This is a genomic window from Nocardia sp. CDC160, from assembly GCF_035818795.1.
GTDB lineage: Bacteria > Actinomycetota > Actinomycetes > Mycobacteriales > Mycobacteriaceae > Nocardia.
The window spans coordinates 1,183,079-1,198,190 of sequence record NZ_JAYKYT010000003.1 but is presented as its reverse complement, the minus strand read 5'-3'; the positions used below and the strand labels follow the sequence as shown (position 1 = coordinate 1,198,190).

Annotated in this window: 14 protein-coding genes and 1 pseudogene; 7 read left to right on the top strand and 8 right to left on the bottom strand. The window is 68.1% G+C overall.

The window, feature by feature from the left end:
- Nucleotides 1-53: 53 nt before the first annotated feature.
- Together VMT40_RS20200 and VMT40_RS20195 are read right to left on the bottom strand one after the other, a co-directional pair.
- A complete protein-coding gene (locus VMT40_RS20200) occupies nt 54-434 on the bottom strand; it encodes a hypothetical protein (protein WP_326359953.1) in 381 nt (126 codons plus the stop codon).
- A 118-nt stretch (nt 435-552) separates the two neighbouring features.
- Nucleotides 553-1,986: a stealth family protein gene (locus VMT40_RS20195; protein WP_326359952.1), complete on the bottom strand. Its 1,434-nt coding sequence runs from the start codon at nt 1,984-1,986 to the stop codon at nt 553-555.
- 498 nt (nt 1,987-2,484) lie between these two features.
- On the opposite strand from VMT40_RS20195, the gene VMT40_RS20190 reads away from it, so the two are divergent.
- From VMT40_RS20190 to VMT40_RS20180, 3 genes are read left to right on the top strand one after another with little or no spacing between them, the layout of a single operon-like run.
- Nucleotides 2,485-2,934, top strand: coding sequence for a hypothetical protein (locus tag VMT40_RS20190; protein ID WP_326359951.1), 450 nt, complete (start codon nt 2,485-2,487; stop codon nt 2,932-2,934).
- A 17-nt stretch (nt 2,935-2,951) separates the two neighbouring features.
- Nucleotides 2,952-3,527, top strand: a complete 576-nt coding sequence (locus VMT40_RS20185; RefSeq protein ID WP_326359949.1) for a TerD family protein — start codon at nt 2,952-2,954, stop codon at nt 3,525-3,527.
- Complete coding sequence (locus tag VMT40_RS20180) at nt 3,524-3,820, top strand: MTH1187 family thiamine-binding protein (RefSeq protein WP_326359948.1); 297 nt, start codon at nt 3,524-3,526, stop codon at nt 3,818-3,820. Before VMT40_RS20185 ends, VMT40_RS20180 begins: the two co-directional genes overlap by 4 nt.
- A gap of 92 nt (nt 3,821-3,912) precedes the next feature.
- Here VMT40_RS20180 and VMT40_RS20175 read toward each other — a convergent pair whose 3' ends face one another.
- The 6 genes and pseudogenes from VMT40_RS20175 to VMT40_RS20150 all read right to left on the bottom strand — a co-directional run bounded on the left by VMT40_RS20175 (nt 3,913) and on the right by VMT40_RS20150 (nt 11,447).
- Nucleotides 3,913-4,866 carry a phosphodiesterase gene (locus tag VMT40_RS20175; protein ID WP_326359946.1) on the bottom strand — a complete coding sequence of 318 codons (954 nt, stop codon included), beginning with the start codon at nt 4,864-4,866 and terminating at the stop codon, nt 3,913-3,915.
- Nucleotides 4,867-5,023: 157 nt separating this feature from the next.
- The gene (locus VMT40_RS20170; RefSeq protein ID WP_326359945.1) at nt 5,024-6,442 is read right to left on the bottom strand and encodes an MATE family efflux transporter; all 1,419 of its coding nucleotides are present in this window, start codon (nt 6,440-6,442) and stop codon (nt 5,024-5,026) included.
- A 365-nt stretch (nt 6,443-6,807) separates the two neighbouring features.
- Nucleotides 6,808-7,845, bottom strand: a pseudogene (locus VMT40_RS20165) (PLP-dependent cysteine synthase family protein); the annotation flags it as partial.
- A gap of 71 nt (nt 7,846-7,916) precedes the next feature.
- Nucleotides 7,917-9,293, bottom strand: coding sequence for a Y4yA family PLP-dependent enzyme (locus VMT40_RS20160; RefSeq protein ID WP_326359943.1), 1,377 nt, complete (start codon nt 9,291-9,293; stop codon nt 7,917-7,919).
- Between the two features lie 46 nt (nt 9,294-9,339).
- The gene (locus tag VMT40_RS20155; RefSeq protein ID WP_326360271.1) at nt 9,340-10,302 is read right to left on the bottom strand and encodes an ornithine cyclodeaminase family protein; all 963 of its coding nucleotides are present in this window, start codon (nt 10,300-10,302) and stop codon (nt 9,340-9,342) included.
- A 23-nt stretch (nt 10,303-10,325) separates the two neighbouring features.
- Nucleotides 10,326-11,447, bottom strand: coding sequence for a TauD/TfdA family dioxygenase (locus tag VMT40_RS20150; protein WP_326359942.1), 1,122 nt, complete (start codon nt 11,445-11,447; stop codon nt 10,326-10,328).
- 244 nt (nt 11,448-11,691) lie between these two features.
- Here VMT40_RS20150 and VMT40_RS20145 point away from each other — a divergent pair, with 244 nt between their 5' ends.
- The 4 genes from VMT40_RS20145 to VMT40_RS20130 all read left to right on the top strand — a co-directional run bounded on the left by VMT40_RS20145 (nt 11,692) and on the right by VMT40_RS20130 (nt 15,093).
- Nucleotides 11,692-12,423: a lytic transglycosylase domain-containing protein gene (locus VMT40_RS20145; RefSeq protein ID WP_326359941.1), complete on the top strand. Its 732-nt coding sequence runs from the start codon at nt 11,692-11,694 to the stop codon at nt 12,421-12,423.
- 144 nt (nt 12,424-12,567) lie between these two features.
- A complete protein-coding gene (eno, locus tag VMT40_RS20140) occupies nt 12,568-13,854 on the top strand; it encodes a phosphopyruvate hydratase (protein ID WP_326359939.1) in 1,287 nt (428 codons plus the stop codon).
- A 58-nt stretch (nt 13,855-13,912) separates the two neighbouring features.
- Nucleotides 13,913-14,557: an FtsB family cell division protein gene (locus VMT40_RS20135; RefSeq protein ID WP_326359938.1), complete on the top strand. Its 645-nt coding sequence runs from the start codon at nt 13,913-13,915 to the stop codon at nt 14,555-14,557.
- Nucleotides 14,554-15,093 carry a DUF501 domain-containing protein gene (locus VMT40_RS20130; RefSeq protein ID WP_326359937.1) on the top strand — a complete coding sequence of 180 codons (540 nt, stop codon included), beginning with the start codon at nt 14,554-14,556 and terminating at the stop codon, nt 15,091-15,093. The genes VMT40_RS20135 and VMT40_RS20130 overlap by 4 nt, the downstream gene beginning before the upstream one ends.
- Nucleotides 15,094-15,112 lie beyond the last annotated feature (19 nt).

Genomic DNA, 15,112 nt, shown 5'->3' with positions numbered 1-15,112 from the left:
GAAACCGGTTCAGGCTGGGCCTGAACCGGTTGTGCGGGCGATGAAGAAATGAATCAGTCGATCTGGACGCTCATGCCGTAGTCGATGGTGGCGTGGCTCGGCGAGGTGACCTTCAGCTGGTAGGAACCGTTGACCGGCAGCACGACCCGGCTCCACTGACGCTGCCAGACCAGGGTCCCGGTGGGACCGGTGACGGTGACGACGGCGTCCGACCAGTTCGGGCTGGCCTCCACGATCATGACCTGGCCGCCGCGGGCGTCGACCTGGTAGGTCTCGTGACCGAAGCCCTGGATGTGGCCGTTCACGTACCCGTGGTCGGTGCCGTAGGCGAAGTAGATTTGGTGCACATCGTCGGCGGAGGCGGGGCCGGTGCCGAGGATGGTGGCGGTGGAAGCGGCGGCGAGAATGGCGGCGGCGAGGAATTTCTTCTGCATGGCACCAAGGTTCGGCGGCGCCACCAATCAGATTCCAACAGCGGACTATTGGGCCTCGTCACGACCGCTGTGGCGCCGATTCCGCCGGACCGGGAGGACCGGTCCGGCGGAATCCACCTCAGGCCGCGCCGGATTCGAAGGCCGTCATGGTCGCCGCGGTGGCATCCGGCTTCTCCCACGGGGCGGGTTCGGGGAAATAGGTTTCCAGGAACTCCGAGACGGCACGGACCCGTTCGGCCTCCGGGACCTCCGGGAAACTGCCGTCATTGAGGCAGAAGAAGTCGACGTTGCGGCGCTTGGCCAGGCCGTCGAGCAGGGCCAGACCGGTGTACATGGTGGTGTCCACGTAGCGCATCTTCGCCGCTTCCTGCGGCACCGCGCGGCCGGTGAGCAGCGCGTAGTAGTGGTAGAGCGAATTCGTCACCGAGATATCGGTGGCGGAGCGGAAACGGCTGGCCCGGGTGCGCGCGAAATCCTCCGCGAACACCTGCTCCATTTCCAGCAGGACACTGCGGCGCAAGGGCACCGGGGTGTGTTCCAGATGCCGGGTGATGACATGCCCGAACCGCTTCGCCAGCAGCGCGCGATTCACCCGGGCGGCGTTCTCGAAACCGCTGCGTCGCTCATTGTTCGCTCCGGGACCGATGCGCGTCCCCGCCTCGATGAAACGGCTGATCCCCGCGGGCGTGAAGAACATGGACGGACGCACGGGCCGCGCGAAGAACATGTCGTCGTTGGAGTACAGGAAATGCTCCGACAACCCCTCGATGTGCTGCAATTGGCATTCCACCGCATGGGAATTGAACACCGGCAGCACGCTGATGTCCGAGAAGTGGTCCACCGCACGGACAATGGTCACCTTCGGATCGTCGGCCAGCCAGTCCGGCACCCGGGAATCGGTGCAGATGAAAATGCGCCGAACCCACGGCGCGTTCTTGTGCACCGAGCGCAGGGCGTAGCGCAATTCGTCGATCTGGCGAATGCGGGCATCGGCCTCGTCGCCCTCGCCGACCACCACCTGCGCCATCATTCCCGCACGGCGCGCCCGGAATTCGGGATCGGAGCCGTCCACCCAGGAGAACACCAGATCGATATCGAAGCCGACATCGGTCGGGTTCGGGGTGAACATGCCCGCCAGGGTGGGCCAGCTGGCGTCGTAGAGCAGCACCGTCGTTGGCTCCACGTCCGCGACGTCGAAGACCATGCGGGTCAAGGCATTCGGGCGCGGGCATTCGACGGTGTCACCGTGGTACTCCCACAGCTCGACCTCGACGTGGTGGGCCGGATCCAGGTCCCGCCCGAGACGGAACACGTTGTGCTGCTTCTCATTGCAGGAGAATCCGGCGACCACCGCGGCCCCCAGCACCCGTCTCAGCGCAGCCCGATGACTACTGTCCACCGCCAATATCAGCCGATGGGCGGCGTCGCGAATCAGCAGGTACGGCACCTCGGCGAGGGTCAGCTCACCGCGCAGATAGCGCAGATCCTCGATCACCGCCTGGGATACCACGAGATTCGCCACGGTCGCCCGACCCATCAGCTCATCCACCATCACCGTCTCCGCTCTCTGATCGCACTTCACCTCACGCCTGTTCGCCTCGTGGCCCACGCCCGTCCGTCTCGCGGCCCCACGGCATCGCCGCCGACCCGGATGTTGTCCGTGTCGGCGCGCGCCGTGAATCCGGTTGAAAAACTGTTGCGTTCGTCGACGCCGCCGCGCTCGGGGAGGAGCAGCGTGGGCGGACGAGCTTCACCGGACGGTCATCGGCCGGTTACTCGCATGACCTCGGTTGGACGAGGGACTGTAACGAATGATGCAACCGTTATCGCTTCTCGTCAATCTGTTTCCCCGCAGGTCCGGGTATGTTTTCACGTTCGTAACCGACAAACCGGACACGGCGGCCGCCTCGGGTCCACAATTCTCGGGCCAGCGGGCCAGCGCGGCAACGGCATACACTTGCGGCAGCACAGTCCAGCCCGCTGTGCGCGAGCCGATGGTGAGGGGACGCGGATGGTAGCCGACGCGCGGGAACGTCAGGAGCCCTCGACAGTGAACCACCAGGATCACCCCGAATTGGATGTCCTGCCCGACTGGCCGCTCGACACCATCGCGGTCCTGGTGACCACCGATCCCGCACCGCACGCCATTCCGGTCTCGTGGCCGGTGCGCGCCGGGGACCGCCGAATCCTGCTCAGCCTCAAGTCCGATCGCGGGTCGCTGGCGCGGTTGCGGGAGCGCCCGGAGGTGGCGCTGCTGATTCTGGGCGGCGGCAATGTGGCGCTGTGCGCCCGCGGAAAAGCGGCCGTGCTCGCCGATCCCATGCCGGGCGCGGACGATTACGCGGCGGTGGAATTGACCGTCGAGGTGATCGACGATCACCGCCAATCGGCCTTCGCGGTGGCCACCGGAATTCAGCGCACCGTCCTCGACGACACCGAACTACGCTATCTGGAGAAACGGGTCGCGACGCTCAAAGCCATGGCGGCCGACCGTAACTGAGTATCGAAGGAGATCGCGTGTCTGTCAGCTTGGCCAAGGGCGGAAATGTCTCGCTGTCCAAACAGGCCCCGAACCTCACCAAGGTCGCGGTGGCCCTCGGCTGGGACGTGCGCACGACCACCGGCGCCGATTACGACCTCGACGCCAGTGCCCTGGCCTGCGGACCCAACCAGCGCGTGCTCTCGGACGCGCACTTCATCTTCTACAACAACCTGCGTTCGCCCGAGGGGACCATCGAGCACACCGGTGACAACCTGACCGGCGCGGGCGACGGCGACGACGAGGTCATCAATGTCGATCTCGCCGCCATGCCGCCGACCATCACCAATATCTTCTTCCCGGTCTCCATCCACGAGGCCGACATTCGCCGCCAGTCCTTCGGCCAGGTCCGCAACGCCTACATTCGCGTCATCGACGCGGTGACCGGTTCCGAGCTGGCCCGCTTCGACCTCACCGAGGACGCCTCCACCGAAACCGCCATGGTGTTCGGCGAGCTCTACCGCCACGGCCCCGAATGGAAGTTCCGCGCCATCGGCCAGGGCTACGCCTCCGGCCTGGCCGGTATCGCCCGCGACTACGGGGTGAACGTTTGATCGTCGCCTTCTCGGTCTCCCCGCTCGGCGTCGGCGCGGACGTGGGTCGCGCCGTCGCCGAAGCGGTCCGCGTCGTCCGGGCCAGCGGGCTGCCCAACGAGACCAGCGCCATGTTCACCACGATCGAGGGCGAATGGGACGAGGTCATGGCGGTCGTCAAACAGGCCACCGACGCCATCCTCGCCGTCTCCCCCCGCTGCTCCCTCGTCCTCAAGGCCGATATCCGCCCCGGCGTCACCAACGCCATGAAGTCCAAGGTCGAATCCGTCGAACGCTACCTCGCCGAAGACTGACCTTCTCTGGCGAGAATCATGGTCAGCGGGTGAACCATGATCGATTTCTCAGGCGGCGGAAGCGGATTCGGCTCCCGTCGCAGTACTCCCGACTAGAGGACTGTCTCGCCGTCGGATTCGGGGGCTTCGGTCCGGCGGCGGAGGACGTGTGGGATGCGGCCCGCGGGGGGTATCACGATTCCGGCGTCGGCGAGTTTGTTCGCGGCCTGCTCGGGATCCGACGGGTTGCCCACGGTCGGCCCGGTCCCGATCGGGACCACCGAGTGCACGATGGTGTCGGGGTAGATGTGCACGTAGTTGAAGGCCTGCGCGCCGTCGCGGCCGCGCTGGCCGCCCTCGGCGGCGGCCATGTCCTGGCTGTAGCAGGTGGCCGAGGCCACCGAGACCGGGATTCCGGCGAAGGTGGCGGTGCTCGAAAGGTGCAGGTGCCCGGCCAGAATCGCGCGGACATCGGTGCCGTCGAGGACATCGGCGAGGCGGCGCTGATCGCGGAGCTCGACCAGCACGGCCAGGTCCTGCACGCAGGGGATGGGCGGGTGGTGCATGGCGAGCACCGTGCCGAAGGGGGCGGGCTCGGCGAGAACCTCGCGGAGCCAATCCAATTGGGCGTCGGTGATCTGGCCCCAGTGGTGACCGGGCACCGTGGTGTCGAGGGCGACGATGCGTAGGCCGTCGAACATGTGCACGGCGTCGAACGGTGCGCCGGAAGGCTTTTCGTCGAGTAGGTGCTCGCGCAGGGTGCCGCGCTCGTCGTGGTTGCCCGCGACCCACACCACGGGCGCGCCGATGCGTTCGGCCCACGGCTCCACGAGGTCGCGCAGCTTGCGGTACGCGCCCGGCTCACCCCGGTCGGTGAGGTCGCCGGTGAAGACGATGGCGGTCGGCGCGATCGCGCTGGCCTCGGCCTGCCCCAGCAGGGTGGCCAGACGCGCCTCGGCGTCGACCGCGCCGTAGAGCCCGGTGTCGGCGGCGATCAGGTGGGTGTCGCTGAAGTGGAAAAGCACATGGTCAGGCTTCGGATACTCGGCGACTCGCGTGATGTGCACGGACATCCTCCCCGGCGTTGGTTTGGTGCGCCCTGGCTTTGCCGTTCTGTCGATAGCGCTTGCCGATATCGTCGCCAGAATAGCGAAAGCCGTTTCTTTCAGGTTGCCCGCGGTCAATGACGACATGCTTGCGGGAAGGTGAGTTTTGGGTGTCGGGCTAATGCCCGAGGCTACCGGCCAGCACTCTCGGATCTGCCTGCTCACGCACATGCACAAGGGTGAAGAAGCGACGCAGCATCAGAACAGCGGTGGTCGCGAGCCCGGCCGTGAGACCCCACCACACGCCCGCCGCGCCCATATGTGCCGGGAATGCAAGCAGCAATGCCGTGGGCAATCCCACAATCCAATAGCCAACCAAGGAGAGCCGGAATCCGGCCTTCGTGTCCTTGAGCCCACGCAACAATCCGACCGCTATGTTCTGGGCGGCATCGCAGAACTGCAGCACGATGGCGATCAACAACAGGGTGTGCGCGAGCGACTCCGTCGCGGCATCGCTGTCGACCAGGAACGGCCGCAGCACCCAATCCGGTGCGACCACATAGGCGATGCCGGTGACCCCCGCGACCAGTCCCGCGCAGCGCAGTGCCAGCCACGCCACCGACCGCGCGTGCGCGAACTCCTCGCGCGCCACCGCCCGGCTCACCAGGATCGACGCCCCGTGCGAGAGCCCGATCGCCACCTGGAACACGATGTAGACGATCTGATAAACGACATTGTGGGCGGCCAGCGCGGCGGCCCCGATGCCGCCCATGACCAGCGCCAGCACCGAGAACATGCCCGCCTCGGACCCGTAGGTGAGCGCGATCGGGGTACCCAGCCGCAGCTCCTCGCGCACCGTCGCCGCGTGCACCGGCCACGGGCGAAGCGGCAGTGTCGCACCGAGTTTCGTATCCCGGCGGACCATCGCCCAGAACACCCCGAAGGTGAGCAGGAAGACCAGCGAGGTGGCCACGCCGATCCCGGTCAGGCCGAGCGCGGGCAGACCCAGCCAGCCGTGCATGAAGGCCAGCGCCAGAACGAGATTCAGCACCACCGACCCCAGCGTCACCAGCAGCAGCGCCTGCGGTCGGCGCATCCCGACGGTGTACTGCCGCAGCACCTGAAACCACAGGCACGGCACCAATCCCGGGGCGAGCGCCACCATCATCGGCCGCGCCTGCGCCAGCACCGCCGCGTCCTGCCCGAGCCAGCGCAGCGCCCAGCCCAATCCGATGAGCAGTGCGCCACCGAGGATTCCGGCCACCGTCGCGATCAGGAAGCTGGACCGCACCACCGCCCGCACCTCGGCGTCGGCGCGCCGCCCGCGCTTCTCGGCCCGGCTCACCACGGTCGCCACCTGATTGCCGGTCCCGGTGATCAGGCCCACGCACATGGTGCGAATCTGGTTGAACAGCACCAGCGCGAGCCCGCCCGCGGCCACCTGCCGCACGCCGAGTGTCCCCATCAACGCGATATTGGTGGTGGACACCGCGACCTGGGCGAGCTGGGTCACCGCGATGGGTGTGGCGAGCGAAGTCAGCTGCCGCCCATCGGATTGGCGATCGCGCCGACCGGATTCCGGGTGCGCCCCGATCATTTCGCGGCAGCCCCGTCCATTTCCCTGGTGGCCCCGCTGATTTCCGGGCCCAGGTCCGGCATGAGAATGGCGTGCGTGTGCTCCCGCGCCCGCATACCCGCCAGCGCCTGCGCGACCAGCGTGGCCTGATCGGCCAGCCGCTGCCTATGCTTCTCCAGCGCGAGGTACACGTGATCCTCCCCGCCCGCCAGCAGTTCGCCGATCTCGTGCAGCGGCATGTCCACCAGATGCAGCAGATGGATCAGCTTGGCCTGCGGCACTTGCTCATCGGCGTAATCCTCGAGCGTCGCCCCGGTGAGCCCGTTCTCGATGGCGAAGGTGTCGGGCAGCGCGTAGTGCAGATGCCGCAGCACCTCGATCTCCCCGGGGTCCGGCCGATGCGGCGGCCGATGCCGCGCCAACAGGTGCGCGATCGCCTCCTCCCGCTCCTTGTCGAGCAGGTCGCGATCGCTCATCCAGTCGTCGTCGAACACGGTGTCGAGATACTTCTCCCCGTCGTCGTTGATGATCACCACCACCACCGAATGGTCCGGAAACTCCTCCAACCGGGTCAGCGCCGCATGCACCGAACTCCCCGACGACCCACCGATCATCAGCCCGATCTGCCCGGCCAGTGCCCGGGTGGTGGCGAACGCGTCCACATCCGACACCTTGATCCGATCCCGCTCGTCGATCAGCCGCAAATCCCGATCGACGTGCACCCCCGGCACCGCCCCTTCCGGCGTACCCGTCCCCGACTGCCAATAATCATGCGCCGGACCCCCGAACGCGATGGACCCCTCCGGCTCCACCCCCACCAACCGCGGCCGACACCCCTGACTCCGCAACCCCTCCGCCGTCCCGAACAACGACCCCCCGGTCCCCACCGCCCCCACCAAAATGTCGATCTTCGACAAATCCGTCAGCAGCTCCTCGGCCAGCGCGAAATACCCGACCCCATTGGCCAGATTCTCGTGCTGCGCCGGGAAATACGCGTCTGGGCCCTCCTGCTCGGCCAGTTGCGCCGCGCGCTCCTCGCGCGCCGAGGTGGAGAGTCCGTCATCGCCCTCGTCGGACACGAATTCCAGCTTCGCGCCCATGGCCCGCATGGCGTTCAGCTTCGCGGTGCACGCGTGATGGTCCACCACGGCGGTGAACCGGTATCCGCGCTCGCGCGCCACCACGGCCAGTCCCAGACCGGTGTTCCCCGAGGTGGATTCGATAATGTGCCCGCCCGGCCGCAACAGCCCGCGCCGTTCGGCGTCCAGCACCATGGAGCGCGCCATGCGGATCTTGGCGGCCCCGGTGGGATTCATGGTCTCCAGCTTCAGGAATAGCCGTGTTCCGGTCGTTCGGCTGACGGCCAGCTCGAACAATGGCGTCTGTCCGATCAGATCCGACACACGCCTGGCAATAACCGGCACGAGTGTTTCTCCTCGAGAGTCGATGGAGCGCTGGATGGGTGTGGTGAAGCCGGGGGTGGTGAAACGGTGTTTCAGCTGTCGCGCGGTTCGCGCGTCCACAGGAATTGTCGTCCGTCCGGCGATTTCCGCAACAGGATCTTGGGCGGTATGCCTAATTCGTGAAATTCCGACTCGTTGGAGTCCATTTGGTAACCGGCGGTATTGGGATAGATGAGTAAATCGTCCGTCGAGGCGGCGCGGGGGAGGGGGATGCGGCGTCGGCTGAGCATGTCTTCCTCGAGGCAGGAGGAGCCGCCTACGCAGGTGGGGGTCAGGGTGCCGGGGTATTCGGGCCAGAGGACGGGGTCGGGGAGGTATTCGGAGTCGAACCACTGTTCCGAGAGGCTGAGGCTGGTGCCGTTGACGGTGAGGATGACGTAGGGGACGTCGGCCGACTCGGGGACCTGGACGTGGCGGACCTTGACGCCCTGGACGCGGAAGACCGTGCAGCCCGCGCGGTCGAGCAGGGCGCGGCCGGGCTCGATGGCCAGGCGGATGCTCGCGGTGCGCAGGCGGCGGGCCAGGTCGTCGTGGGCCAGCACGGCGGCGAGCATGGCCGGACCGGGCAGCGGGCAGTGGTAGGGGTAGAAGGATTCGGGGCGGTGGGCGCGGTCGCCGTGGAACCAGCGGGGATTCACGCCGTCGAGGAAGGTGCGCCAGGATTCGGCCGAGACGTAGTCGACGCGGAAGCCGCCGCCGATGGAGATGGTGGTGGCGTGGTCGTGGCCGAGGGCGCGGGCCCGCTCGCACAGGCCGATCAGGTGCGCGGCCAGTTCGGCGCGCGGCGCGACCTCGTACCCGCGCAGATGAAAACTGAAGCCCTCCACGCGAATCGCGGTCGGATCGGTGAGGGTGAGGGCGAGGGCCAGTTCGACGTCGGTCATCCCGAAGCGGCTCGTCGAGCCGGGCGGCAGCACCCGCAGCACGACCCGGCTCGGGATGCCGAGCTCGGTCAGGCGGGCGAGCTCCTCGAGATCGTCGATGGCCACGAGCGCGCCGTAGGTGGCCGACATCTGCAGCAGCCGATCGGATTTGGCGGGACCGGTGACCATCAGCCGGGTGCCGCCGATGCCGCCCCGCAGTGCCGCGCGGAACTCCTCGCAGCTGGAAACATCCACACCCACACCGGTTTTCGCGCAGGCGCGCACGACACTCGGTGACTTGTTGGCCTTCTTGCCGTAGTAGATGTCGCCCATGATCCCGGTGTGGGCGAAGACCTGCTGGAACGCGTTGATATTGCGGACGACCCGCGCGGGGTACATGAGATGGAACGGTCCGTCGACCGCTGTGGCGATGTCGCGCAACAGATCCGGGTCGTCGAGCAGGCGTTGTTCCCAGTCGTCGCGGTGCGCGGGCATCGGTGTGGCCGTGTAGTCGGAGATGCCGGGCGGCACGGTGAGTGGCTGCACTGTGTCGGTCAGCGTGTTCTCCCTTCGCCGTCGGATTGCCTGTGCCTCAGTCCCATAGCGAAACCTCCGTACCCCGGCCCTCGGCGATGGCGCGATTGGCGAGCGCGTGCGCGACGGCGATATCGGTGAGCACCAGGCCGCTGTTGTAGACGAAGATCCGCTCGTCGTCGGTGCGGCGACCGACGGCGCGGTGGTCCAGAATCTGGGGGAGCTCGGCGTCCACCCTGCGTAATCGGCCGTCGGGACCGGCCATATCGGTGCCGGTCAGGGCCATTTGCTCGGCGCTGGTGGCGATCACGCGATCGGCCTCGACCAGGGTCGAGGGGGCCAGGCCGTAGCCGACCAGGACGGCGGTCGCGCCGGGTGCGAGATCCTTGGCCTCGATGGCGACGCGGGTCCCCGGTCCGGCCGTGGCGAGAATGACGTCCGCCTCGCGCGCCGCCGCGTTCGGATCATCGACCGTTTCGAGCTCGGCCCGCGGATAGTGGTGCAGCAGTTGCTGATACACCGCTTCCAGGCCTTCGGGGTGGGTGCCGTAGACCATTAATCGGTTCAGGTGCGGATTCACCGCCAGCAGGTGCGGTAGCGCATTGCGGCCCTGGGTCCCGGTCCCGATCAGCAGCACACTGCGGGCACCGGGCCGGGCGCATTCTCTGACCAGTAGCGCGGACACCGCGGGCGTGCGCAGCGCGCCGACGCGGGCGCAATCCATCAGGGCGATGGGTGTGCCCGTGGCGTCGTCGTAGAGCGAGATGGTGGTGAAGTACCGCTTGTTCGACCGATCGTGGTGCGGATCGAATTTGTAGCTGGTCTTCATGGCCACCACCCGGCGGCGGCCGTCGCGGCCCAGCATGGCGTAGGCCACCGACCAGCCGTCCGGATGGGCAACGCTGAGCTTGCGGGGGTTGTCCGAATCCCCGCCCGCCAGCGCGAGATACGCGTCCTCCACGGCGCGCACCACCTCGGCGGGGGAGATCGGGACGTCGGCTAGGTCGCTGCGGGACAGCACCCGCAGCGGGGTAGGTCGGGCATTCACGTGTTGTTTCCTCGGCTCGTGCGGAACGGTGCCACCACACGCTGGCCGTACCCGTCCTCGGCCGCCTCGGCCGCGTCGCACTGCCCTGCGGACAGATCGCGCTGCCCTGGAGGCAGGTCGCGCCGACGCTGCGGCAGCCGGATGTTCACCCGCTTGAGCCAGCGGTCGGTGCCGTCGTAGCGGGGGGTGAACGGCACCCGCCCGTGCACCACAACGTCATTGTCCACCAGTAGGAGTTCTCCGGGGGCCAAAGCGGCGGTGATGCAGACCCTTTCGAGTTCGCTCGCCAAATGCCGGTAGGCGGACTGGAATTCGTGATCGGCGGTGTCGAGCGGGGTGTACGCCGGGTCGAAGCGCAGGGTCAGCCCGCCCTCGTCGCTGCCGAGCGTGGCCACCGCCGGAGCGGGCCCGTCGCCGAATCCGGTGCCGTAGGAGACGTCCGGCAGGATCGGCAGCCGCGCGCGACTCAGTGTCTCCCGTTGTGCCGCAGACAGTTCCGTGCGCCGCACCGAGGACACGGTGGTCCCCACCCGGTCCGGATTGCGCAGGCAGCCCAGCATGAGCAGATTGGCGCGGTCGGGGTGGAAGGCGTCCTCGGTGTGCGGGCTGAGCAGGGTGGTGCTGCTGGCCCCGGACTGCTCGTGCTCGTGTCCGGGCGTCGGCACGATGTTGTTCACCAGCCGCCCGCCCTGCTGTCCCTCCCAGCCGAAAGGCTCACCGGCGCAGCGCGCCAGCAGCAGCATGGCGATATCGAGTTCGAACGACGCCGATCGGTGCCCGCGATCCCCGGCCTGCGCCGCGGCCTGTCGCCAGTCGCGCGGGGTGAGCCCGAGTTCCTCGTCACCGATCGACAGCGGGCCGATGACCGTGACGCCGGAATCGGTGGCGGGCGGGCGCATGGCCTCGTGCACGGCATCGGGCAGCCGCCCGTACTTGGCGTCGATGTGGCGCAGCAGGACCGGGTGGGTGAGCGTGGTGGCCGTCTCCGGATTCGGTCCGACTGTGACGGCGATCTCAGCGGCGAGGTGGCGAATCGCGCGGGCGGCGGATTCCGGCAGGTCGCGCCGTTCGATGTCCGAGGGGTGAAGCGTCTGACGTTCGGAGAGAACGCTTTTCACCAAGGGATGGGGCCTTCCTGGCTCTGTGGTGACCGGGGCGATCTTGCTTCGCAACGAACCTATTCGGCCCTCGTAATTTTGGCAAGGCTTACCTAAAGGTGTGTTGAGGCGATAGCCAGCGGGTATCAGGCGGTAGCGGCGAGATTAGCTCGAGCGAATCGACCCACGCGACTCGGGCAAACCACGTTCACGGTGTTCGCCGTCCGCGCGATCCATCTGGATGATGAGAGGGGTGCGAAACCGAATGGCCGATGTCCGGGCCCTGTCGACCCGCGTAGGCCTGGTCGCCACGGCGGCTGCCCTGGTGCTGCTGACGGGTTGCGGCGCAGAACATCTCACGCCCGTGCCCGACGATATGCCGCCGCCGGTCGGCGCACCCACCCCCGCCATCGATCTGGATGCGCCGGGGCGCAGCGCGATTCAGTTGCAAGCCTGGGCCGAGGAGCAGCACTCATCGACCGGCATTCCCGTGGTGGCGCTCGAGGCGTACGGCTATGCCGCGGCGGTGATGGCGCGCTCCAAGCCGGAGTGCGGCATCGGCTGGACCACCCTCGCGGGCATCGCGAGCGTGGAGAGCCATCACGGCGCGCACGGCGGCTCGCATCTGAATGACGACGGTACGGTGACCCCGCCGATTCGCGGTCTGGCACTGGATGGTTCGCCGGGCCGGGCGCGAATCCTGGATACCGGTTCGACCGAGGCGAATCCGGTCTACGTGCGCGCCATGGGCCCGTTCCAGTTCATCCCCGAGACCTGGCAGCGCTGGGGCGTGGACGCCAATGGCGACGGCAAGATCGATCCCGACAGCATCGACGACGCCGCCCTCACCGCCGCCCGCTACCTGTGCGCCATGGGCGGCGACCTCACCGGCGCACCCGGCTGGCAGCAGGCCCTGCTCACCTACAACCAATCGACCAGTTATATGAACACCGTCCGCTACCGCGCCGCCGCCTACAGCGTCGGCCGCCGCGTCTGATCCGGTCCCTGCGCGGGGGACGGTTTATATCTTGTGGCCACGCCGATGGGGGGCTGCGCCCGCAAGATCCCGGCACAGTAGGCTCGTCAGCGCACGGGTTCGCCGTGCGACCTGCCGAGTCAGCAGCCGAAGGAGTGTCGTTTCGTGGCCATCATCGAACAGGTCGGAGCTCGCGAGATCCTGGATTCGCGTGGCAACCCCACCGTCGAGGTCGAGATCGCTCTCGACGACGGCACCCTCACCCGCGCGGCCGTGCCCTCCGGCGCGTCCACCGGTGAGCACGAGGCCGTCGAGCTGCGTGACGGTGGCGATCGCTACCAGGGCAAGGGCGTGCAGAAGGCCGTCGAGGGCGTCCTCGACGAGATCGCCCCGGCCGTGATCGGTCTCGACGCCGTCGAGCAGCGCACCGTCGACCAGACCCTGCTGGATCTGGACGGCACCCCGGACAAGTCGCGTCTGGGCGCGAACGCCCTGCTGGGTGTCTCGCTGGCCGTGGCCCGCGCGGCCGCCGAGTCCTCGGGCCTGGAGCTGTTCCGCTACGTCGGCGGCCCGAACGCCCACGTGCTGCCCGTCCCGATGATGAACATCCTCAACGGTGGCGCGCACGCCGACTCCGGCGTCGACGTCCAGGAGTTCATGATCGCCCCCATCGGCGCGCCGACCTTCAAGGAGTCGCTGCGCTGGGGCGCGGAGGTTTACCACACGCTGAAGTCGGTGCTCAAGGCCCAGGGCCTGTCCACCGGTCTGGGTGACGAGGGCGGTTTCGCGCCGTCGGTCGCCAACACCCGCGCCGCGCTGGACCTGATCGCCTCGGCGATCGAGAAGGCCGGTTTCAAGCTGGGCAGCGAGATCGCCCTGGCGCTGGACGTGGCCGCCACCGAGTTCTACACCACCGGTGAGGGTTACAAGTTCGAGGGCAAGCTGCACTCCGCGGCCGAGATGAGCGAGTTCTACGCCGGGCTGCTCACCGCCTACCCGATCGTCTCGATCGAGGACCCGCTGTCCGAGGACGACTGGGACGGCTGGGTTTCGCTGACCGACCAGATCGGCGACAAGGTGCAGCTGGTCGGCGACGACCTGTTCGTCACCAACCCGGAGCGCCTGGAGGAGGGCATCGCCAAGGGCGCGGCCAACGCACTCCTGGTGAAGGTCAACCAGATCGGCACCCTCACCGAGACCCTGGACGCGGTCGACCTGGCCCACCGCAACGGCTACAAGACGATGATGTCGCACCGGTCCGGCGAGACCGAGGACACCACCATCGCCGACCTGGCCGTGGCCGTCGGCTCCGGTCAGATCAAGACCGGCGCCCCGGCCCGCTCGGAGCGCGTCGCCAAGTACAACCAGCTGCTGCGCATCGAGGACGCCCTGGGTGACTCGGCTCGCTACGCCGGTGACGTGGCGTTCCCGCGTTTCGCGTTCGAAGGCTGACATAGTCGAAGGCTGAGCCCCGAGAGTTGGGGCAATCGGCCGATATTCGAGGTGTGAGATGACAGAGCGACGGGCGCGCGGTTCCAGTCCTGCGGGACGAGGGGATCGGCGCCCGTCGCGCTCGTCTCGCTCCAAGAGCGCGTCGAGCGCTGCGAAACCGTCCGCCGCCGCGAAGAAGTCCACCAAGACGGCGCGGTCGGCGTCGGGATCCGGTCGGCGGACGGCCAAGCGTCGCCCGGCGGCCGCGAAATCCGAACGGCACGAACGCACGATCCTCGGCCTGTCCACCGGCCGCGCGGTCCTGCTGGCCGCGGTCCTGTGCGGCCTGGCGCTCACGCTGGCGGTGCCGCTGCGCACCTACTTCACCCAGCGCTCCGACGCCCAGGAGCTGGCCCTGCAGCATCGCCAGCTGGAGGAGGAGGTCGCGAACCTGCGCGATCGCCGTGCCCAGCAACAGGATCCGAACTACATCAAGGCCGAGGCCCGGGACCGCCTGCGCCTGGTGATGCCGGGCGATACGCCCTACATCGTGCAGATTCCGGACATCGAGCAACCGGCGATCCCCACCCAGGCCGCCAAGCCCAAGGCCCCGGACCCCTGGTACACCCAGGTGTGGCACAGCATTTCGTCGCCGCAGCCGGGCCCGCCCACCCCACCGCCCCCGCCGCTCCCCCTACCCACCATGGAAGGACAACCGAGGTGACCGCAGCCGAGAACGAACCCAGCGAGCGCGATCTCGCGATCGTCGCCGAGCAACTGGGCCGGACTCCGCGCGGCGTGCTGGCCATCGCCTACCACACCCCGGACGGCCTGCCCGCGGTCGTGAAGACCGCACCCAGACTGCCCGACGGCACCCCCTTCCCGACCCTGTACTACCTGACGGACCCGCGGCTGACCGCCGAGGCGAGCCGCCTGGAGACCACGGGCCTCATGCGCGAGATGAGCGAACGCCTCACGCGCGACCAGGAACTGGCCGCCTCCTATCGCGCCGCCTACGAGAGCTACCTGGCCGAGCGCAATGCCATCGAGGACCTCGGCACCGATTTCGCGGGCGGCGGCATGCCCGACCGCGTCAAATGCCTGCACGTGCTGATCGCCCACTCCCTGGCCAAGGGCCCGGGCCTCAATGTGCTCGGCGACGAAGCCGTCGCCCTGGCGGCCGATCACGGCTTGCGCGGCACGGCCATTCCGGCAGACTGGCCCAAGTCCTCGGAGTACCGCACCGAGTCGCCCGCGTAGGGCGATCGGCCGAGACGTT